This is a genomic window from Streptomyces sp. NPDC047079 (genome assembly GCF_040643755.1).
Lineage (GTDB): Bacteria > Actinomycetota > Actinomycetes > Streptomycetales > Streptomycetaceae > Streptomyces.
Window position 1 is genome coordinate 203,682 of the sequence record NZ_JBEYUZ010000010.1, and the last position, 19,577, is coordinate 223,258.

20 protein-coding genes and 1 pseudogene are annotated in these 19,577 nt (G+C 73.1%); 9 read left to right on the forward strand and 12 right to left on the reverse strand.

The window, feature by feature from the left end; translation table 11 throughout:
- Window positions 1-31 precede the first annotated feature (31 nt).
- The 3 genes from ABZ823_RS16415 to ABZ823_RS16425 all read right to left on the reverse strand — a co-directional run bounded on the left by ABZ823_RS16415 (window position 32) and on the right by ABZ823_RS16425 (window position 2,755).
- Complete coding sequence (locus tag ABZ823_RS16415) at window positions 32-202, reverse strand: hydrophobic protein (protein WP_361659766.1); 171 nt, start codon at window positions 200-202, stop codon at window positions 32-34.
- 41 nt (window positions 203-243) lie between these two features.
- Window positions 244-1,059 carry a class I SAM-dependent methyltransferase gene (locus tag ABZ823_RS16420; RefSeq protein ID WP_361659769.1) on the reverse strand — a complete coding sequence of 272 codons (816 nt, stop codon included), beginning with the start codon at window positions 1,057-1,059 and terminating at the stop codon, window positions 244-246.
- Between the two features lie 202 nt (window positions 1,060-1,261).
- Complete coding sequence (locus ABZ823_RS16425) at window positions 1,262-2,755, reverse strand: phosphatase PAP2 family protein (protein ID WP_361659772.1); 1,494 nt, start codon at window positions 2,753-2,755, stop codon at window positions 1,262-1,264.
- Window positions 2,756-2,908: 153 nt separating this feature from the next.
- On the opposite strand from ABZ823_RS16425, the gene ABZ823_RS16430 reads away from it, so the two are divergent.
- Window positions 2,909-4,528 (forward strand): ATP-binding cassette domain-containing protein, encoded by a 1,620-nt coding sequence (locus ABZ823_RS16430; protein WP_361659774.1) that lies wholly within the window; start codon window positions 2,909-2,911, stop codon window positions 4,526-4,528.
- Window positions 4,529-4,732: 204 nt separating this feature from the next.
- On the opposite strand, the gene ABZ823_RS16435 is transcribed toward ABZ823_RS16430, so the two are convergent.
- On the reverse strand, window positions 4,733-5,839 hold the full coding sequence (locus tag ABZ823_RS16435; RefSeq protein ID WP_361659776.1) for a Vms1/Ankzf1 family peptidyl-tRNA hydrolase: 1,107 nt from the start codon (window positions 5,837-5,839) through the stop codon (window positions 4,733-4,735).
- Between the two features lie 57 nt (window positions 5,840-5,896).
- Here ABZ823_RS16435 and ABZ823_RS16440 point away from each other — a divergent pair, with 57 nt between their 5' ends.
- Window positions 5,897-6,190: a DUF6158 family protein gene (locus ABZ823_RS16440; RefSeq protein ID WP_361659861.1), complete on the forward strand. Its 294-nt coding sequence runs from the start codon at window positions 5,897-5,899 to the stop codon at window positions 6,188-6,190.
- A 114-nt stretch (window positions 6,191-6,304) separates the two neighbouring features.
- Here ABZ823_RS16440 and ABZ823_RS16445 read toward each other — a convergent pair whose 3' ends face one another.
- From ABZ823_RS16445 to ABZ823_RS16465, 5 genes are all read right to left on the reverse strand, one after another.
- Entirely contained in the window at window positions 6,305-6,835 is a 531-nt protein-coding gene (locus ABZ823_RS16445) for a type 1 glutamine amidotransferase domain-containing protein (RefSeq protein ID WP_361659864.1), read from the reverse strand.
- Window positions 6,836-6,840: 5 nt separating this feature from the next.
- Window positions 6,841-7,533 (reverse strand): diguanylate cyclase, encoded by a 693-nt coding sequence (locus ABZ823_RS16450; RefSeq protein ID WP_361659779.1) that lies wholly within the window; start codon window positions 7,531-7,533, stop codon window positions 6,841-6,843.
- Complete coding sequence (locus tag ABZ823_RS16455; protein WP_361659782.1) at window positions 7,530-7,682, reverse strand: hypothetical protein; 153 nt, start codon at window positions 7,680-7,682, stop codon at window positions 7,530-7,532. The genes ABZ823_RS16450 and ABZ823_RS16455 overlap by 4 nt, the downstream gene beginning before the upstream one ends.
- A 104-nt stretch (window positions 7,683-7,786) precedes the next feature.
- Complete coding sequence (locus tag ABZ823_RS16460; protein WP_361659785.1) at window positions 7,787-8,161, reverse strand: DUF2795 domain-containing protein; 375 nt, start codon at window positions 8,159-8,161, stop codon at window positions 7,787-7,789.
- 226 nt (window positions 8,162-8,387) lie between these two features.
- The gene (locus ABZ823_RS16465; protein ID WP_361659788.1) at window positions 8,388-10,181 is read right to left on the reverse strand and encodes a thiamine pyrophosphate-requiring protein; all 1,794 of its coding nucleotides are present in this window, start codon (window positions 10,179-10,181) and stop codon (window positions 8,388-8,390) included.
- Between the two features lie 270 nt (window positions 10,182-10,451).
- On the opposite strand from ABZ823_RS16465, the gene ABZ823_RS16470 reads away from it, so the two are divergent.
- The 4 genes from ABZ823_RS16470 to ABZ823_RS16485 all read left to right on the forward strand — a co-directional run bounded on the left by ABZ823_RS16470 (window position 10,452) and on the right by ABZ823_RS16485 (window position 14,413).
- Window positions 10,452-11,246 carry an RNA polymerase sigma factor SigF gene (locus tag ABZ823_RS16470; protein ID WP_361659791.1) on the forward strand — a complete coding sequence of 265 codons (795 nt, stop codon included), beginning with the start codon at window positions 10,452-10,454 and terminating at the stop codon, window positions 11,244-11,246.
- Between the two features lie 527 nt (window positions 11,247-11,773).
- Window positions 11,774-11,905, forward strand: coding sequence for a hypothetical protein (locus ABZ823_RS16475; RefSeq protein WP_361659794.1), 132 nt, complete (start codon window positions 11,774-11,776; stop codon window positions 11,903-11,905).
- 187 nt (window positions 11,906-12,092) lie between these two features.
- Entirely contained in the window at window positions 12,093-13,340 is a 1,248-nt protein-coding gene (locus ABZ823_RS16480; protein ID WP_361659796.1) for an aminotransferase class I/II-fold pyridoxal phosphate-dependent enzyme, read from the forward strand.
- Between the two features lie 56 nt (window positions 13,341-13,396).
- A complete protein-coding gene (locus tag ABZ823_RS16485) occupies window positions 13,397-14,413 on the forward strand; it encodes an MBL fold metallo-hydrolase (protein ID WP_361659867.1) in 1,017 nt (338 codons plus the stop codon).
- 8 nt (window positions 14,414-14,421) lie between these two features.
- Here the strand turns inward: ABZ823_RS16485 and ABZ823_RS16490 are convergent, their stop codons facing one another.
- Both ABZ823_RS16490 and ABZ823_RS16495 read right to left on the reverse strand, forming a co-directional pair.
- Entirely contained in the window at window positions 14,422-15,045 is a 624-nt protein-coding gene (locus tag ABZ823_RS16490; RefSeq protein ID WP_361659800.1) for a VTT domain-containing protein, read from the reverse strand.
- Window positions 15,046-15,076: 31 nt separating this feature from the next.
- Window positions 15,077-15,850, reverse strand: coding sequence for an MBL fold metallo-hydrolase (locus ABZ823_RS16495; protein WP_361659803.1), 774 nt, complete (start codon window positions 15,848-15,850; stop codon window positions 15,077-15,079).
- Between the two features lie 84 nt (window positions 15,851-15,934).
- Here ABZ823_RS16495 and ABZ823_RS16500 point away from each other — a divergent pair, with 84 nt between their 5' ends.
- The 3 genes from ABZ823_RS16500 to ABZ823_RS16510 all read left to right on the forward strand — a co-directional run bounded on the left by ABZ823_RS16500 (window position 15,935) and on the right by ABZ823_RS16510 (window position 19,207).
- Window positions 15,935-16,387, forward strand: coding sequence for a hypothetical protein (locus ABZ823_RS16500; protein ID WP_361659805.1), 453 nt, complete (start codon window positions 15,935-15,937; stop codon window positions 16,385-16,387).
- Between the two features lie 126 nt (window positions 16,388-16,513).
- Window positions 16,514-18,598 (forward strand): phage holin family protein, encoded by a 2,085-nt coding sequence (locus tag ABZ823_RS16505; protein ID WP_361659808.1) that lies wholly within the window; start codon window positions 16,514-16,516, stop codon window positions 18,596-18,598.
- A 183-nt stretch (window positions 18,599-18,781) separates the two neighbouring features.
- Window positions 18,782-19,207: an OsmC family protein gene (locus ABZ823_RS16510; RefSeq protein ID WP_361659811.1), complete on the forward strand. Its 426-nt coding sequence runs from the start codon at window positions 18,782-18,784 to the stop codon at window positions 19,205-19,207.
- A gap of 241 nt (window positions 19,208-19,448) precedes the next feature.
- Here ABZ823_RS16510 and ABZ823_RS16515 read toward each other — a convergent pair.
- Window positions 19,449-19,574: pseudogene (locus tag ABZ823_RS16515) on the reverse strand (transcriptional regulator); the annotation flags it as partial.
- Window positions 19,575-19,577: the final 3 nt, after the last annotated feature.

Genomic DNA, 19,577 nt, shown 5'->3' on the forward strand with positions numbered 1-19,577 from the left:
ATCAGGTGACGGACGGATCTTCTCCGACCGGTCACCAGCGATACCATCGGCTCCTCCCTCCGGCCGCGGACGTACCGCGCACCAGGAATCCCAGAAGCCAGATCACGAGCACAGCGAGGGCGATCCACCACAGCACTTTGATCGCGAATCCGGCGCCGAAGAGAATCAGGGCCAGCAGAAGAACCAACAGGACGGGAACCATAGTGTGACCTCCTGCTCGCCGGGTTTCCCGAATTCCGGGAATTAGACGTCCTTTCGGCACAGAATTTCTCCGTGCAGCACCGAGAACCACCCGTCCTCGTGCCGCCCCCAATCCCGCCAGGCCCGCGACACGGCCGCCAGCCGCTCGGCGGTCGCATGCCCGCCCTCGGTGACCCGGTCGGCGTAGGCGGAAGCCAGGGTGCGGTCCGCCCACAGCCCGCTCCACCAGGCCCGCTCCTGTGATGTGGCGAAGGTCCAGGTGCCGGAGGTCGCCCTGACGTCCCCCAGACCGGCCCGCAGGGCCCATGACTTCAGCCGCCGCCCGGCGTCGGGTTCGCCTCCGTTGGCGCGGGCGACCTGCCGGTACAGGTCCAGCCAGTCGTCCAGGCCCTCGGACGCCGGATACCAGGTCATCGCCGCGTAGTCGGCATCGCGGGCGGCGATGAAACCGCCCGGACGGGTGACCCGGTGCATCTCGCGCAGCGCCCGCACCGGATCGCCCACGTGCTGGAGCACCTGGTGCGCATGGACCACGCAGAAGGTGTCGTCCGGGTAGTCCAGCGCATGCACGTCCGCGACCGCGAAGTCGACATTGGTCAGGCCGCGGCCGGCGGCGGTGGCCCGGGCCTGCTCCAGGACGTCCGGTGCCTGGTCGACGCCGGTGACATGGCCGTCCGGGACCAGCTCCGCGAGGTCGGCGGTGATGGTGCCCGGGCCGCAGCCGATGTCCAGGATCCGCATGTGCGGCTTGAGCGAGTCGAGCAGGTACCCCGCGGAGTTGGCGGCGGTCCGCCAGGTGTGCGAGCGCAGCACGGACTCGTGGTGGCCGTGCGTGTAGACGGCGGTCTCCTTCGGCATGCCCTGCCCTTCCTCTTCTCCTCGTACGGGTCTTCTGCTCGTACGGGTCGCACGCGCCCCGCGGGCTCCACCGCGGGGCGGTACGCATCACCGTAGGTGTACATGCCGAATAATGAGACCCTTGTCTCGTGATACGGACATCCTCTCTGGGGCCGGGCCGGGCCGGGCCGGGCCGGGCCGCAGGGCGACGCGGGCCGGCCTGTCAGTGAAGGGGAAGCGGGCGGTACACGGTGAGCGCCTCGGGGAGCTTCTCGAGCGTCACCTCGCCCTCCGCCTCCGTCACTTCCCCGTCATAGGCGAGCAGGGTGCCCGGGGCCACGCCGTCCAGGCGCAGGCGCCGCACGCGGACCGCCGCGTGTGCGGGGGAGCGTGACAGCGGGCCCGCGAGCGCCGCCGCCAGCAGACGGGCGGCGGGACGGCGGCCGCCGTGCACCACCCGCACATCGAGCTTTCCGTCGGCCAGGTCGTAGCGGCGGCCGGGGGAGACGCCCATACGGTGGTATGTGCCGTTGCCGGCGAACAGCAGCCACAACGGGTGCGTCCGGCCGCCCAGTTCCACCCGCAGGGGGCGACGGTCGGCCCGCAGGACCCGAAGGGCGGCGACTACTCCGGCCGGCCAGCCGCCGATCCGCGGCGACCAGCGTTCCCGCTCACGCACCAGTTCCGGGTAGACACCCAGGCTGAAGGTGTTGAGGAAACAGCCCCGGGTCTCGCCGAAAGAGAACCGGCCCACGTCGACACGGACCGCTTCACCCCGCCGGAGGGCGCGCACCACGTCACGGACCTCCCCGATGCCGAGGTCGAGCGCGAAGTGGTTGAGCGTGCCGCCGGGGAGGACGGCGAGCGGAAGCCCATGGCGCAGGGCGACATCGGCGGCCGCGTTCACCGTGCCGTCGCCGCCGCACACCCCGATGACGCGGGCGCGGGTCGCGGCCTTCTCCAGCTCGGCGCGCACGTCCGCGGGCTCGCACTCCACGGTCTCCGCGGCCGGAAGCGCCTCCTGGAGCGCACGGACGCGCTCCGGGGTTCCCGAACCCTTGTTCACGACGACCACGAGGCCCGCCCCGTCCGGCAACGCGGGCGCGTCCACGCGCGGGCGACCGGGCGGCGGCACCAGATCGCGGGTCGGAACGAGGCCGCGTACGGCGTAGGCGGCGCCCACGCCCAGCGCCGCACCCGCGAGGACGTCGCTCGGGAAGTGGACGCCGGTGTACACGCGGGAGACCGCGACCGCGGCGGCGAGCGGTGCGACCGCCGCACCCCAGCCACGCGACTCCAGGGCGACACCCGTGGCGAAGGCGGCGGCCGAGGCGGCGTGGCCCGACGGGAACGACGTGGTGATCGGCTGGTGCCTCAGCCGGCGGACGGCCGGGACCGGGTCCAGGACGGGGCGGGGGCGACGGACCGAGCGCTTGCCGACCGTGTTGATGGTGGCGGAGGCGAGCGCGAGGGAGGCGGCACCGCGAGCGGCGGCCCGGCGGGCGCGAGGACTGCGGGTGGCGGCGAGGGCCGCGGCCGTGGCGAACCACAGGACGCCGTGGTTGGCGGCGCGGCTCAGACGAGGCAGCACGGGGTCGGCCCCGGGCCAGTGCCGGGCGGCGACGGCCTCGAACAGACGGCAGTCCATGGCGAGGAACCGGTCACGGAGCGGATGCGGACCCGCCGGGCGGGTGGTGAGGTCGACATCTGGGGTCATGGATCGCGGATACCCCGGGACGGTCGAACCGTGCGGGACCCCTCCGGGTCGGTCGGATCAGGTGCGGGCCGAACCCCGCGGGCCCCTCCGGGCGGCCCCTACGGTGCGATAACCGTTTGCCCGCTTCCCCCGCGGCCACCCACAATGCGCCGCATGGGACATCTGGAGGCCGCGCATCTCGAGTACTACCTCCCGGACGGGAGGGCGCTGCTCGGCGACGTGTCCTTCCGGGTCGGCGAGGGGGCCGTCGTCGCGCTCGTCGGGCCCAACGGCGCGGGGAAGACCACCCTTTTGCGGCTGCTCTCGGGTGAGCTGAAGCCGCACGGCGGGACCGTCACCACCAGCGGTGGGCTCGGGGTGATGCGTCAGTTCGTGGGGTCCGTACGGGACGAGACGACGGTACGGGACCTTCTCGTCTCGGTGGCTCCGCCCCGCATCCGCGACGCCGCCCGCGCCGTGGACGCCGCCGAGCACGCCGTCATGACCGTGGACGACGAGTCCGCCCAGCTCCGGTACGCGCAGGCACTCGCCGACTGGGCCGAGGCACGCGGCTACGAGGCGGAGACGATGTGGGACATGTGCACCACCGCGGCGCTCGGCATCCCGTACGACAGGGCCCAGTGGCGCCAGGTCCGCACCCTCTCCGGCGGCGAGCAGAAGCGGCTCGTCCTCGAGGCGCTGCTGCGCGGCACCGACGAGGTCCTGCTGCTCGACGAGCCCGACAACTACCTCGACGTCCCCGGCAAGCGGTGGCTGGAGGAGCGGCTCGCACAGACCCGCAAGACCGTCCTGTTCGTCTCCCACGACCGGGAGCTGCTGGCCCGTGCCGCACAGCGGATCGTGTCGCTCGAACCTGGCCCCGCCGGCGCCGACGCCTGGCTGCACGGCGGCGGTTTCGCCACGTACGACGAGGCCCGGCGCGAACGCTTCGCCCGCTTCGAGGAGTTGCGCAGACGCTGGGACGAGAAGCACGCCCAGCTGAAGAAGCTCGTCCTCAACCTGCGGCAGGCCGCGACCGTCAGCCATGAGCTGGCGTCCCGCTACCAGGCCGCCCAGACCCGGCTGCGGAAGTTCGAGGAGGCCGGGCCGCCGCCCGAGCCGCCGCGCGAGCAGGACATCCGCATGCGGCTCAAGGGCGGCCGTACCGGCGTCAGGGCCGTCACCTGCCAGGGACTCGAGCTGACGGGCCTGATGAAGGCCTTCGACCTGGAGGTCTTCTACGGGGAGCGCGTCGCGGTCCTCGGCTCCAACGGCTCCGGGAAGTCGCACTTCCTGCGGCTGCTCGCCGGGGGCGACGTGGCGCACACGGGGCAGTGGCGGCTGGGGGCGCGCGTCGTGCCCGGGCACTTCGCCCAGACGCACGCGCATCCCGAGCTGGAGGGCCGCACGCTCCTCGACATCCTGTGGCGGGAGCACTCCCAGGACCGGGGGGCGGCCATGTCCCGGCTGCGCCGCTACGAGCTGACCGCGCAGGCCGAACAGACCTTCGACCGGCTGTCGGGCGGACAGCAGGCCCGCTTCCAGATCCTGCTGCTGGAACTGGAAGGGGTGACGGCCCTGCTGCTCGACGAGCCGACGGACAACCTGGACCTGGAGTCCGCCGAGGCGCTCCAGAAGGGCCTGGAGGGGTTCGAGGGCACGGTGCTCGCGGTGACCCATGACCGATGGTTCGCCCGCTCGTTCGACCGCTATCTGGTCTTCGGCAGCGACGGCCGGCTCCGCGAGACCCCGGAACCGGTATGGGACGAAAGGCGGGTGGAGCGGGCGCGCTAGTGCTGCGACCGGACAGGTTCACCGGCTCGCGACGCCCGGCACGGCACCTCGCCGCGTTGTCGCATCACCCGAGTACATCCAGTACGCGGGAGGCCCTCCGCCTTGCGATCTTCCCCCGGCTACCGCTGGGAGGTGCCCCCCCGCACCGGACGCCGCGGCCTGATGCGAACCGATCCAAACGAAACCGCTAGGCCCAGAAACCCCCTAGGCCCAGCGCAGCAACGCCCCCACGCCGCCCGTCGGCGCGTCCCGTGCCGTCGGCGCCGTCACCGATATGGCCTCGGCCCCCGTCTCGACCACCGAGCGCACCAGGGCGTCGTCCGCGCGGGCCGGCCAGGCGTGCTCCTCACCCAGTGACATGAGCTCGTTGCGGCGCACCGCGAGCAGGTCCGGGTCCTCGCCGACCCACACCTCACGGTGGGTGTCCGGACCGTCCGGCTCGATCAGGAGTTCGTCGATAAAGTGTTCGCGTGCCGCCTCGACGACCGCGGGCACACCCTCGACCGCGCGCGCCCTTCCCTGCTCGTCCGGTGCCCGCGCCGCCAGGAAACGCTCCAGCTCCTGTTCCGCCCGTCGGCGCACATGCTCGTTCCGGATCCGCTCCACGTCCTCGTCCAGCAGCCTGCTGCCCGCGCCGTGCGAGGCCTCGGCCACCCGCTCCCCGAGCCGCTGCGGCAGCCGCTCGCGCACGGCGTGCCGCTCACGCTCCTCGCCGACGAGGACCACCAGGTCGGCGCGGGTCTCCTCCTGGCAGACGGCGAGCGCGTCCGCGATCTCCGCCGCGTTGTGCTCCCAGGTGTTCTCCACCCGGAGCTGGAAGTGCCGCACCGACCAGTCCCAGGTGGTCGTACGGTGCAGGGGCCACTGCTGACCGGCCGCCTGCCCGGCCTCCCGGCTGCCCAGCGCCCCGCGCAGCTCGAATTCGGCGCCCTTGCGGTCGATGTACGCCACCACGCACACCGGGTCCTCGCCGGCCAGCTGCAGCAGCGGTGCCGTATGGGGCAGCGGCGACCACTGGGCCGACGTGTCGGGCGGGGCGGCCACAAGGGGAGGGTCCAGGACCACCTCCCCCGCACGGGCGAACATGGCCCGTCCATACGGCTCAGGCGCGTGGCCCAGCTCCTCGACCATGTCCCGCACGGCCCGGCAGGTGGGCTCGTCCGCGCCTTGCCCGGCCAGCTCCCGGGAGAGGGACCGAGCGGCGAGGGAGAGCTCACGGGGGGTTGAGTCCGTGTGCCGGGAGGTGTCGACGTATACGGAGGCCCAGGGCCCGGGATGTTCGTACAGTGGATGGAGGAACGCGAGATCCATGGCTCCCTCCCGGATGCCGCTCGGGGTATCGCCTCTCCGGGCGGGTACCCGGACCGCATCGAGGAACACGACGAGCGGGGTACCACCATGACCGGAGTCGACCCGGGCCGGCTGACCGACCAGCAGCTCATGAAGGAGTTGCAGGCGATCCACCGCACCCGTCACGACACGCTGCTGCACGGATCGAACGACGCGCTGCGCGCACACAACGACCGCATGGCGCAGCTGGAGGGCGAGTACCTGCGCCGTCACCCCCGCCGCCTGGTCGTGGCGAGCCGGACCCGTGACGGGGCACGGGAACGCGGGGCCGCCGACGTCGGTCCGTGCCAGGGAGCCGAAACGGCCCTGTGACCTCACGACGCCGCCCGCCGGTGGGCCTTCCCGGTCTACGTCCGGGACGACACCACCAGCGGGCGCGGCGCGGGTACGGCCCGGTCGCGGGCCTCACCGTCTTCCAGCCGTCTCCTAGCCGCCGAACTCCGTCAAGATCGCCTCGCTGAACGCCTTCAGGTCGTCCGGCTTACGGCTGGTGATCAGCTTGTTCTGGCCCTGGTCGATCCGTACCTGCTCGTCCACCCAGGTGCCGCCGGCGTTGCGGATGTCCGTCTTCAGGCTCGGCCACGACGTCAGGGTCCGGCCCCGTACGACGTCCGCCTCGACCAGGGTCCAGGGCGCGTGGCAGATCGCGGCCACCGGACGGCCCTGCTGGAAGAACGACCGGATGAAGGACACGGCCCGCTCGTCCATCCGCAGGAAGTCCGGGTTGGCCACGCCACCGGGCAGCACGAGCCCGTCGAAGGACTCGGCCTCCACCTGGCTGACGAGCGCGTCCACCGGGAAGGTGTCCCCCTTGTCGAGATGGTTGAACGCCTGGATGTGCCCCGCCTTCGTGGACACCAGCACCGGCTCGTGACCGGCGTCGGACACCGCCTTCCAGGGCTCGGTGAGTTCGACCTGCTCCACGCCCTCGGGCGCGGCCAGGAACGCGATACGCACGATGCTCACTGTCCTTTCTCTGCCTCTGTGTCTTCTGCCTCCGCGTGCCATGCCGCCTCGTCCCCCGGCGCCCCCTTCTTCCGGCTCCGCGCCCGGCCGCGCCCGGCACGGACGCAGCGCAGCAGCTCCTCGCCGTACGGCAGCACCACACAGCCACCGATCGCCGCCGCCACGGCCGCGAGATAGCCGCGGGACAGCGGCCGCCGACGCGGCACCAGCCGCCAGGCCTGCGGGTCGCCTCGCCCGCCGCGCAGCAGCGAGCGCACCTGGTCGGCGTGCAGGCACGACAGCGCCGCGAGCGCCGCGAACGGCAGCGACTCCAGAAAACTGTGGATGTGCTGCTCGACGGGCTTGACCTCGCGGTCGCTGTCGACGGCCGTACGCACGTCCCACAGCGCGGTCGCCTCGTGCACCGCCGTCCCGGCCAGCTGCGCGCAGAGCAGAAGGGGGTTGACCTCGTACCGCAGGGTCAGCGCGATGGGCACGCCCACCTCGGCCATCATCAACGTGTGGATCAATGACTCCTTCGTACCGGCCGTGTCCTCGATCCTGGTGCGCCGGTGCATCACCCAGTCGGCGAGGCCCGGCACGAACCAGGACGGCAGCAGCCCGTAGAGGAGATATCGGGTCGTCGCGTCGCCGACGTCCACGGTGGCGCCGTACGCGCTGACCCTGGCGTCCCGGTCGCGGCGGCTCATCCGGTCACCCGCCCGGCGGCGGTCACCGTCCCGGACAAGGGCGCCAGCGCAAGATGCGCCGCCTCGTCCGGCGAGGAGACCGGGCGGTCCGCCACGGCGCCGGGCGTCCCCGCCTTCCCGAGGCGGGCCTCCCTGACGAAATCAGCCATGCACAGTGGTCCTTTCCTGGGTCCCCCGGCCATCTCGGGGCACGTCGGCGGGACGACGCCCGCAGTACCCCCCGGCCGGGGACCCATGCCTTCCCCGCGTCGCCTCATGACTCCACGACGGCCTCGGCGAGCTGCTGCGCGTTGCTGAACCGCGCCGAGCGCGGAAGCCGCTCCACGGTCTCGACGAGCACGTCGGGGGCGTGCTTGCGGCGCAGAGCTTCGATCAGGTCGTCCCGGCGCGCCGGGAAGGCCGTGCGGCCCAGGATCCGTGCGAACTCGTAGCGCATGTCGGCCACCGAGCGGGGGCCCCGGCCCGTGACCACCGGACCGGTCCAGACCTCCGGGTCGTCGTCGGCGCTCGGCTCGGGGTCGTGCCACTCCTCGCTCCGTGTCGGGTGACCGGACCGCAGCAGCCCCTGCAGTTCGTGCTTCATCTCGTCGTCGCGGTGAACATTCAGCCGGTCGCTGCCTCGCTGCATGATTCCCTCCAGATGTTCGGGGGTGGCAGTCGCGTACCCGATGGGCCGCGATCGACACGGAAAACGCGGCAGGCCGCCACCATCGAACGGCAGACAACAGTTCAATCCTCAAGCTTCTGACCGCGCGGGTGGCGCACCCCGGCGGCGCGACTCAGGTGGTCGTGGGCCTTCGCGCCAGGGGGCGACGTGACCGGCCACGACCGTGAGCCGCGATCAGTGCCGGCGGCTACTTGTGGCCGCGCCCGGGCAGGAACTCCTGCACCTTCGCCTTGAAGCCCTGACGGATCATCGCGGCGCGGTCCGCGTCGCCCTTCAGGATCGAGGACGCCGTGGCCTCCATCTGCTCCCAGGTAGCGTGCGGCGGGATCGGCGGCACCGCCGGGTCCGTGAGGAACTCCACGACCGCCGGGCCGTCCGCCTCCAGGGCGGCACGCCAGGCCCCGTCCACGTCCTCCGGCTTCTCCACCCGGATGCCGGTCAGCCCGAGCGAGCGGGCGAACGCGGCGTACTGGACGTCGGGGATCTCCTGCGAGGGCAGGAACGACGGAGCGCCCCCCATGGCCCGCAGCTCCCATGTCACCTGGTTGAGGTCGCGGTTGTTCCAGACCGCCACGACCAGCCGGGGGTCCTCCCAGAGGTCCTTGTACTTCGCCACCGTGATCAGCTCCGCGAGACCGTTCATCTGCATCGCCCCGTCACCGACCAACGCGATCGCCGGACGGTCCGGGTGAGCGAACTTCGCGCCGATGGCGTACGGCACCCCGCAGCCCATCGTTGCCAGCGTCCCCGACAGCGACCCCCGCATGCCCGGCCGCATGGTGATGTGCCGGGCGTACCAGTTCGCCACCGAGCCCGAGTCCGACGTCAGGATCGCGTTGCCCGGCAGCAGCGGGTCCACGGCCCGGGCCACGTACTCCGGGTTGATCGGGTCCGCGGACAGCTCCGCACGCTTCTGCATCACCTCGCGCCAACGCGCCACATTGGCGCACACGGTGTCGTACCACTCGCGCCCGAGGTCCGCGTCCAGCAGCGGTATCAGCCGCTCCAGGGTCGCCTTGGCGTCACCGACGAGATTCACCTCGTACGGGTAACGCATTCCCACCATGTGCGGGTCGATGTCGATCTGCACGGCGCGCGCCTTACCGAACTCCGGCAGGAACTGGGTGTACGGGAAGGACGAACCGATCGTCAGCAGCGTGTCGCAGTCGCGCATCAGCTCGTACGAGGGCCGGGTCCCCAGCAGGCCGATCGACCCGGTCACATAGGGCAGTTCGTCGCTCAGTACGTCCTTGCCGAGCAGTGCCTTCGCCACGCCCGCGCCGAGCAGTTCGGCGATCCGCTGCACCTCCGTCTGCGCGCCTGCCGCGCCCTGGCCGATGAGGATGGCGATCTTGTCGCCGGCGTTGAGCACCTCCGCCGCCCGCTCGATCGACTCCTGGGTGGGGATCGCGGTCCAGGCGCTGCGGTCCAGGCTGGAGGGCACCATCTTGAACTCGTGGGTCGGCGGCACGTAGTCCAGTTCCTGCACGTCGCCGGGGACGATCACCGCCGTGGGGGCGCGGCGCGCGTACGCGGTGCGGATCGCGCGGTCGAGGACGTTCGGCAGCTGCTCGGGGACCGTCACGGTCTCGACGAAGTCCGAGGCCACGTCCTTGAAGAGGGTGTGCAGGTCGACCTCTTGCTGGTACGAGCCGCCCATCGCCGTGCGGTGCGTCTGACCGACGATCGCGAGGACGGGCACATGGTCGAGCTTGGCGTCGTAGAGGCCGTTGAGCAGATGGATCGCGCCGGGGCCCGAGGTGGCCGCGCACACGCCGAGGCGGCCGCTGAACTTCGCGTAGCCCACCGCCTCGAGCGCGGACATCTCCTCGTGCCGCGACTGGAGGAAGCGTGGCCGGTCCTCGGCGCGGCCCCAGGCGGCGAGAAGGCCGTTGATGCCGTCACCGGGATACCCGAAGACGTGCTCCACACCCCACTCGCGCAAGCGTCGCAGGATGTGGTCGGCGACCTTGGTGCTCATCAGGGACCTCCCGTGGAGAAGGACGGACGGATCGCATCTGTCGAGTCACCCGCCGACACCCGCGGAAAACCCTCGGTCCGTGGGCCGTCCGGGTGAGCCGACGGGCCGGGTGTTTGTCGCGGATGCGGCGGGGCAGGCGCGTCCTAGTGCTTCGGACAGGAGGCACGTCCGTGGGAGCGGCGATACCCGCCACGGGTGTACCCGTCCGGCACGGTGCCCTCCCACGCTGACCGTCCACCCAAGGCACCAGCTAGGGAGCTGCGACCCACCATGCCGAACCGAGCGAGCGTGAAGCACCACCCCCACGACGACGCCCCCGACACCACGGAGGCCTTCCGCAGGCTCGCCACACTCTCCCCGGGCCCCGAGCGCGACGCACTCCGCGACGAGATCGTCGAGGCCTGGCTGCCCATGGCCGAACGGCTCGCGGGACGATTCCGCAGCCGCGGCGAGAGCCTCGACGACCTGCGCCAGGTCGCCGCGCTCGGCCTCGTCAAGGCCGTCGACCGGTACGACCCGGAACGCGGCCACGCCTTCGAGAGCTTCGCCGTCCCCACGGTCACCGGAGAGATCAAGCGGCACTTCCGTGACCACATGTGGACCCTGCATGTACCGCGCCGCGTCCAGGACCTGCGCAACCGGGTCCGCTTCGCCTGCCAGGACCTGTCGGGAACCATCTCGGGCCGCAGGCCCACCATCGCCGAGATCGCCGAGCACGCCGGGATGAGCGAGGAGGACGTCCGCGAGGGCCTCGAGGCACTGGAGAGCTTCACGGCGCTGTCGCTGGACGCCGAACTGCCGGGCAGCGAGGACGGATACTCGCTCGGCGACTCCCTCGGCGCGCCCGACACGGCGCTCGACACCGTCGTCGACCGCGAGGCCGTCAAGCCCCAGCTTCAGGCCCTGCCCGAACGGGAGCGCGCCATCCTCTACATGCGCTTCTTCGACGACATGACCCAGAGCAGCATCGCCGAGCGGCTCGGCATCTCCCAGATGCACGTCTCCCGTCTGATCAGCCGCTGCTGCAACCGGCTCAGGGACCAGGTCATGAAGGACGCGGCATAGCGGCAGCCGGGGGTGCGCCGGGGCCCTGCGCCGAGATTGCGCCGCCGCGCCCTCGGCGCGCGGCGGTCACCCACGCGGACGTTCCCGTCGCGCGAATGGGGCACGGCCGCGGGCGGGCCGGGGCGGGGCGGGCTGTCATGGGCTTGCGAGGGCACGGCCGCCGTGCCCGCTGGAACCTCCGCCGAGGGAGCACCCGATGCGCCGCAGTGCCCGCGTCCTGTCCGCCACCGCTCCGGCCGGTGCCGCCTTGGCGACGGTCGCCCCGTCCGTGTCCGCCGCGGACATCGCCCCGCGCCCCGTCGGTCCCGGCGGCACGGTAAGGGCCTCCAAGTCGTGCGACGCGGTGGAGGGCACCCCGCCCGACTCCCTGGACGCCGGGGGACGGGCCGGGGCGGCAGCAAGGGCGGATCCAGGGCGGACGGCCGGGCGAGGGCCGGGAGGACGGGCCGGGTCGGCAGCGAGAAGAGCCGGAGAAGCCAGGGGCGGGCGGCAACGGTCAAGGGCCGTCCGTCGGTTCCCGGCACGGCGTGCACGCGGGCCAGGGCGGCACCTTCACCGAGTCCGTCCCCGTGCTCGTCATCGGCGGCCTTCTGACCACCGGCGCGCTCGCCGCAGCCGTGCGCCGAATCCGGCCGCGCGCGTCGGCCGGTACCGGCTGAACCCGTGACCCGGGCAACCCGTCGGCACGCCCATGACCGGCCGGAACCCTGGGTACTCAAAGCCCGTGGGCACCACCGGCACCGTAGGGGAACAGGAGTGCGAGGATGCTCGGCCGGGCGCCGGGTGCCCGCGACGAGCCGGAGACCGGGGACCGGGCACGGCATCACGGACTGCGCGGAGGCACGCATGCGGCGGACGGATCCGGAAGGGCACGGCCCGGTCCGCTACGGCCCGTCCCTTCCCGGCCAGGGGCTGCCCCTCCCGCCCGGGCTGTCCGCCGCGCTGGCCGACGCCGCGGACCATGACGGCTCCGAGCCCTCCGGCGGCGTGCCCGGGCTGTCCGCCGCCGCCTGTGGCTACTTCGCGCGACGCGGACTGTCCGCCCGGCCCGACGCGGTGGCCGCCGCACCCGGCGCCCCCGCCCTGCTCCTCGCCGTCACCGCCGCGCTCGGTGGTGACGTGCTCGTCCCGCGGCCGTGCGCCGCCTGGTGGGTGCCCCAGGTCAGGGCGCTCGGACGGTCCGTCTTCCACGTCGCGACACCCGCCGAGTGCGGCGGCGTGCCCGACCCGTACGCCCTCCTGGAGACCGTCCGCAGGATCCGCGCCGAAGGCGGCGACCCACGGCTGCTGGTGCTGTCGGTCGCCGACGACCCGACCGCCACGGTGGCGCCGCCCGAACTGGTGCACGAGACCGTGGAGGCCGCCGCCGGGGAGGGGCTGCATCTCGTGAGCGACGAGACATGGCGCGACACCGTGCACCACGCGCGCGACACCGTGCTGCTCAGCCCCGCCGAGATGCTGCCCGAACGGGTCACCGTGGTGACCGACCTCGCGGGCCCCTTCCTGCCGACGGCCTGGCCCGCGGCCGTCGCCCGCTTCCCGGCCACCGCCGACGGCGCCGGGCTGCGCTCCCGCGTCCTCGACGTGCTCGCCGCCCTCGGTGCCCGAGTCGCCGGCCCGGTCGCCGCCGCGGCCACGTACGCCCTCGACGAGCCCCCCGAGGTCGCACAACGGCTTGCCGCCGGGGTCGCGCTGCACGCGCGCGTGGCCGCCGCCGCCCACCGGACCGTGGTGGCCGCGGGTGCCCTCGCCAGGCCCCCGCAGGCCGGCCGCCACCTCTACGCCGACCTCGGCCCGCTGCGCTCCGCGCTCGGCGCGCACGGCGTCGGCGACGCTCAGGAACTGGAGGACTTCCTCACCGCCCGGCTGGGCATGCCCGCGCCGGGCGGCCACCGTTTCGGGGACGACCTCGCGGAGCTCCGGGTGCGCCTGTCCACCGGCCCGTTCCTCGGCACGACGGCCGAGGAGCGCATCGAAAGCCTCCTCTCACCCACGCCGTTGGAACTGCCGCATGTGCAACGCGTCCTGATCCACCTGGGATCGGTCTTCGACGATCTCCGCGACGACGCTCAGCGATGGGAGTCTCCTCGATGACGCAGCAGTCCGAGCCGACCACGAGCCCCGCCCCCTACCGGAACCCGGCCGAGCCGATGTCCGCGTCCCTGGTGAACCCGGACCCCGGGCCGCCGGCCCCGCTCCAGCCGCTCGCCGATCCCCGTCCCCTCGGCGAACGCCGTATCTGGCCCCGCTCCTTCGCCGACCGGCTCACCGCGCCCCTGCCCGGCCTCAGAGCCTTGGCCCGCTTCGCCCGCGAGGGCGCGGTGCGGCCCGGGGCCGAGGGCCTCAGAGACATCCCGCTGCTGCCGTACGAGCCGGATCCGTTGCCCGCGGTCGACACGCGCACGATCGCCGTCTCCTGGGCGGGACACGCCAGTTGGGTGGTGAGCATCGGCGGGCTGACCGTGCTCACCGACCCGGTCTGGTCCCGGCGCGTCCTCGCCACGCCGCCCCGGATCACGCCCGTCGGCATCGCCTGGAGCGCCCTGCCCCGCATCGACGCGGTCGTGATCAGCCACAACCACTACGACCATCTGGACGACCCGACCCTGCGCCGACTGCCGCCCTCGACACCGGTGTTCGTACCGGCCGGTCTCGCCCCGTGGTTCCGGCGGCGCCGGTTCATCTGCGTCACGGAACTGGACTGGTGGGAGGGCGCCGAACTCGGTCGCGTCCGCTTCGACTTCGTCCCCGCCCACCACTGGTCCAAGCGCACCCTGACCGACACCTGCCGATCGCTGTGGGGCGGCTGGATACTGACGGCGCCCGACGGTCGGCGCGTGTACTTCGCGGGCGACACCGGGTACGGCCACTGGTTCGAGCGGATCGGCCGCCGCTATCCGGGGATCGACCTGGCGCTCATGCCGATCGGTGCCTACGACCCGCGCTGGTGGCTCAGCGACGTCCACTGCGACCCGGAGGAAGCGGTGCGGGCGACGGCCGACCTCGGCGCGCGGCGCATGGCACCCATGCACTGGGGCACGTTCGTGCTGTCGGCTGAGCCGGTGCTGGAGCCGCTGACGCGGGTGCGGGCGGCCTGGGAGCAGGCGGGGCTGGCCCGCGAGGACCTGTGGGACCTGCCGATCGGGGGGTCCCGGGTGCTGGAGTGACCCGGCGCTCAGGAGGCGGCGGAGCGGCGCACCCGGCGCCACACCGCGGGCGCCGCGCTGACGGCGAGGGTCAGCGCGACCGCCGCCGCCACTCCCTCCCAGGGCTCCGGGAACAGGGAGCCGCCCAGGATGCCGATCAGCTGGTACGTCAGGGCCCAGGCGAGACAGGCCGGGGCGTCACCGCGGGCGAAGTCCCTGAGCGGCATCCGGGCCAGGAGGCAGGCGAGCATCACCGGTATGCGGCCGGCCGGAACGAGCCGGGAGAGGGTGAGCACCGCGATGCCGTGGTCGTTGAGCTTCTCCTGCGCCTGCGCCAGCCGCTCCTCCGGGGCGCGGTCGCGGATCCTTTCCAGCCAGCGGGAGCCGTTCTTCGACCGCAGGCCGCGCCGCCCCAGCCAGTAGAGCGCGACGTCCCCGAGGAAGGCCGCGAGCGAGGACACGACGAAGACCAGCGCGAGCGAGAAGGGCGCCGTCTGATGGAAGGCCACGACCGCCGCCGAGCTGACGAGGGCCCCCGTGGGGACGATCGGCACCAGGGCGCCGATCAGCACCAGCAGGAAGAGTGACGGATAGCCCGCCGCCTGCTGCGTGGACTCCGTGGGCACGACACCGCCCGTGGCGCCGAAGAACATCACCGGGCGCTCCTCGGGCGGGCGGCGGCGGTCACCGGGCGGCTTCCAGCCGCACACTCTGGCCGTGGGAGAGGAGATGCACCGCGACCTCCGGCGCACATTGCGCGGCGAGGCGCACGAACTCCTCACCCGGCGCATGGAATTCATGGGGCCGCACTGCGTCCATCCCGATCGGCCAGTACGTGCCGTAGTGCACCGGCACCGCGCAGCGCGGCTTCAGCCCGGCCAGCGCCTGCGCCGCGCGCCCGGCATCCAGATGCCCCTCCCCGAGGTAGGGCCCCCAGCCGCCCACCGGCAGCAGTGCCACGTCGACCGGCCCGACCTCCTCGGCCATCGCCGGGAACAGGCCCGTGTCCCCGGCGAAGTACGTCCGCGCCTTACCCTCGACGACGAACCCCAGGGCGGGGGAGCGGTGCGGTCCCACGGGCAGCCGGCGCCCGTCGTGCCGCGCGCGCACGACCCGTACCACCAGGTCACCGACCCGCACCCGGTCGCCGGGCACGACCTCCGTGATCCGCAGCCGGCCGAGCCGCCGCAGCCCCGGCACCTGCCCGGGGGCCCCACGCGGCACCAGCAGACGGGTGCCCGGGGCCAGCCGGGCCAGCGACGGCACATGCAGGTGATCGGCATGCAGATGCGACACCAGCACCAGGTCCGCGACCGCGGCCTCGGGAGGTGGCGGGGCGCCGCGGCGCCGCCGCAGATGCGCCAGACGGCGTGCGAACAGGGGATCGGTCAAGACCCGCAGTCCGGAGTCCTCGACCGTGCAGGTGGCGTGCCCCCACCACGTGATCTGCACCGGCACTCCGATCCCTCCTTCGCGCGACTCCCCCCGAGCCTACGGGCAGGGGTAGGGTCGGCGGCGAAACCCTGAGGTGAGGGGGGCACCATGGGAGATGCGCACGGTACCTTCGGCACACGCGCCGCCTTGGGCGGTCCGGTCACGGTACGGGTCACGGCGATCGCCAGTCTGACGCCGCTGGAGGAGCTGGAAGCGGACCCCTTCCTCGTCGACGCCCGCAGCCAGCACGCGATGTGCGCCCGCTGGGCGGCGGAGCACGGCTACGTGGTGACGCGGGAACTCCTCGTCCGGGGCCTGCGCCCCGACCACTGCGCGCTGTGGGCGGACGTGGACGCGGGCCTGGTCGACCTGTTCGTCGCCCCGAGCCGCCGCGTGCTGGAGCGGGCCCTGTCCTCCGTGGAGGAGTTCACCGCCGAGTGCGCGCGGCGGGGGGTGCGCATCGAGACGGTCGGCCGCGCGGAACCGTCGTACGACGCCCAGATGAAGGCCCGCGTCCACCGCCGCCTGTCGATGCCGACGGCGGGCTACGACGGCCGCTGACCCGGCGGCCGGTCCCGTCCGCGCTTTCGAGGCCGCCCAAGGTCCCGCACGGCTTCCCGGGCCGTTGTGCCAAGGTGGGACTGGCCCCGCAGGGTGCGGACGGCGGGTCGGGACGTGAGGTGTGGTGTGGGTCGCGGGCGTCTGCGGAGCCTGATCAGCGGAGTGTGGCGGAGCATCGCCGTGTGGGCCGCGTCCACCGCCACGATGCTCGTCCTCGCCGGGATCCTCCCGGACTTCCGGCTCCAGTCCACGGGCGGCGACAGCGCCACCCGTATCGCCGCCACCGCCGCGGCAGGCGCAGGCGTCTTCGGTCTGCTGTCGTCGCTCGTGTGGCCCCTGCTCGTCCGGCTGCTGCTGCTCGTGCCCGCCCTCGTCCTCGGACTGCTCGTCTTCTTCCTGAACGGCTCCCTGCTGCTGCTCGCCCTGCGCCTGAGCCCCTCCGGGCACGGCGAGGCCGCGCCCGAGACCGCCGTGGTGGTCGCCGCCGTGATGTCCGCCGTCGCCTCGGCCACCGGTGCCGCCCTGGCCGTCCGGGACGACGACCCGTACCGCAGAAGGCTCTCCCGGCTCGGCGACCGGCGGCACGCACGCTCCGGGCAGGCCGGGCAGGTCACCCCGGGTGCGCTCTTCGTACAACTCGACGGCGTCGGACACGACGTGCTGCGGGCAGCGGTCGACAAGGGACTGATGCCGACCGTCGCCTCCTGGCTCGCGCCGTCCGAGGACCGCGGCCCCACCCACCGCCTCACCGCCTGGCGCACCGACTGGTCCAGCCAGACCGGCGCCAGCCAGCTCGGCATCCTGCACGGCTCCAACCACGACGTGCCCGCCTTCCGGTGGTACGAGAAGGAGAGCCGCGAGGTCATGGTCTGCAACCGGCCGTCGAGCGCCGCCGAGCTCCAGCGCCGCGCCATCGAGCGGACCGGTGACGGCGGGCTCCTCACCGTGGACGGCGCGAGTCGCGGCAACCTGTTCAGCGGTGGCGCCGACCAGCTCGCGCTGGTGTTGTCCGTCGCCGCGCGGCGCGGCCGGGACAACCGATCCCGTGTCGGCTACTTCGCCTACTTCAGCGACCCCGCCAACGCGGTCCGCACCGCGCTGTCGTTCGTCGCCGACGTCGGCCGCGAGATGGTCCAGTCCACCCGGGCCCGTCTCGTCGGGCAGCGGCCGCGGGTCGGCCGTGGCGGTCTCTACCCCTTCGTCCGCGCCTTCGCCACGGTCGTCGAACGGGATGTCGTGGTGGCCGCGGTGATCGGCGACATGCTCGCCGGACGCAGCGCGGTCTACGCGGACCTGGTGGCGTACGACGAAGTGGCGCACCACTCCGGCCCGCACAGCCGCGACGCGGAGAAGGTCCTCCAGAAGCTGGACCGCTCGCTCGCGGTGCTGGCGCAGGTCGCCGAGCACGCCCCGCGCCCGTACCGGATCGTCGTGCTGTCCGACCACGGCCAGAGTCCGGGGGAGACCTTCCAGGCCCGCTACGGACTCAGCCTCGGCAACCTGGTCCGGGCCGGCTGCGGACTGCCCGTGCCGCGCGGAGTCGAGGGCACGCACAGCGGAGCCGAGGCGCGCGCGGCGGTACGGGCCGCGCTGCGCCGGCCGGTGGAGGAGAACGGCGAGGGGCACCCGGCCGCGCACCGCCGTTCCGAGCCCGTCGTGCTCGCCTCCGGCAACCTCGGCCTCGTCTCCTTCCCGGACGTGCCGCACCGGATGAGCAGAGAGGAGATCGATCGCCGTCACCCCGCGCTGCTGTCGACGCTCGCCAACCACCCCGGCGTCGGCTTCCTCCTCGTCCGCAGCGAGGAACACGGCGGGGTGGTGCTGGGGGCGCACGGCGCCGAGATCCCGGTCGACCGGCTCGCCGACGGAACCGGTCCGCTGGCCGCCTTCGGTCCCGGCGCCGCCGCCGCCGTACGCCGCACCCACTCCTTCCCGCACACCGCCGACATCATGGTCAACTCCTGGCACGACCCGGCCACGGGCGAAGTGCTCGCCTTCGAGGAGCAGATCGGCTCGCACGGCGGACTGGGCGGCGCCCAGGGGCGGCCCTTCCTGCTGTGGCCGCTGGCCCTGTCCGCCCCGGCCGGGGACGGCGCCGAACTCGTCGGCGCCGAGCGGCTCCACCGGGTCTTCCGGCGCTGGCTGCGCGAGTGCGACGGGCCACAAGTGCCCCTGACCGCGCACGAGGACGCCGACGAACGCGCCGCCTGACCGCCGCGAGCCGCCCCACGGGAGTATCGTCCGCCGGCCGTCCGGGAGCAGGGCACGCGCGCGGTCCGCTGCCTGCGGCGCCGGTCCTACGGGTGCGCCGGGCCGGAGTGTGATCGGATAGGGCGTGGCACCCGGGAACGGGACCACCTCGCGGGAATTCGCACGCATGCGAAAGGACTCATCGTGGCAACCACGCGCACCGCACACACCGTCTGGGAAGGCAACCTGCTCGAGGGCAACGGCGTCGTCACCTTCGACTCCTCCGGCATCGGCCAGCAGCCGGTGTCGTGGCCGTCGCGCGCCGAGAAGGCGAACGGCAAGACCAGCCCGGAGGAGCTGATCGCCGCCGCCCACTCCAGCTGCTTCTCCATGGCGCTGTCGCACGGCCTGACCGGCGCCGGCACTCCGCCCACCAAGCTCGAGACGAAGGCCGACGTCACCTTCCAGCCGGGTGAGGGCATCACCGGCATCCACCTGACCGTCGAGGGCACCGTCCCCGGCATCGACAACGACGCGTTCGTCGCCGCCGCCGAGGACGCCAAGAAGAACTGCCCGGTCAGCCAGGCCCTGACCGGTACGACGATCACTCTGGAAGCCAAGCTCGCCTGACGCGAACACGCCTCCAGGTGCCGCGCCCGCCGCAAGGAGGGCGCGGCACCGCCGTTCTCGCGGGCACCCGAGGACGGGAACTGGCGGTGGCCGACGTCGAGTCCGACGTCGAGGTGTCTTTAGAAGGTGTCGCGGTGCGGCGCAGTCGTCAGGTGCCAAGCGGACCAAGGCAGTTGCCGTCGCCGGGTCGGCGGGCAGGAACGTCTCGACGGGCAGTTCCGCCACCGTCACAGCCATGGCCCGCCCGCGGCGCCAACTCCAGCTGGCTGACCCGCCTCTTCTCCCGCCAGTCCCTCAGCAGCGGGCCGATTCCCCGGTCGGAAGGGGCCGGTGAGGAAGCGGCGGAGCCGGACGCGACAATGGTCACAGG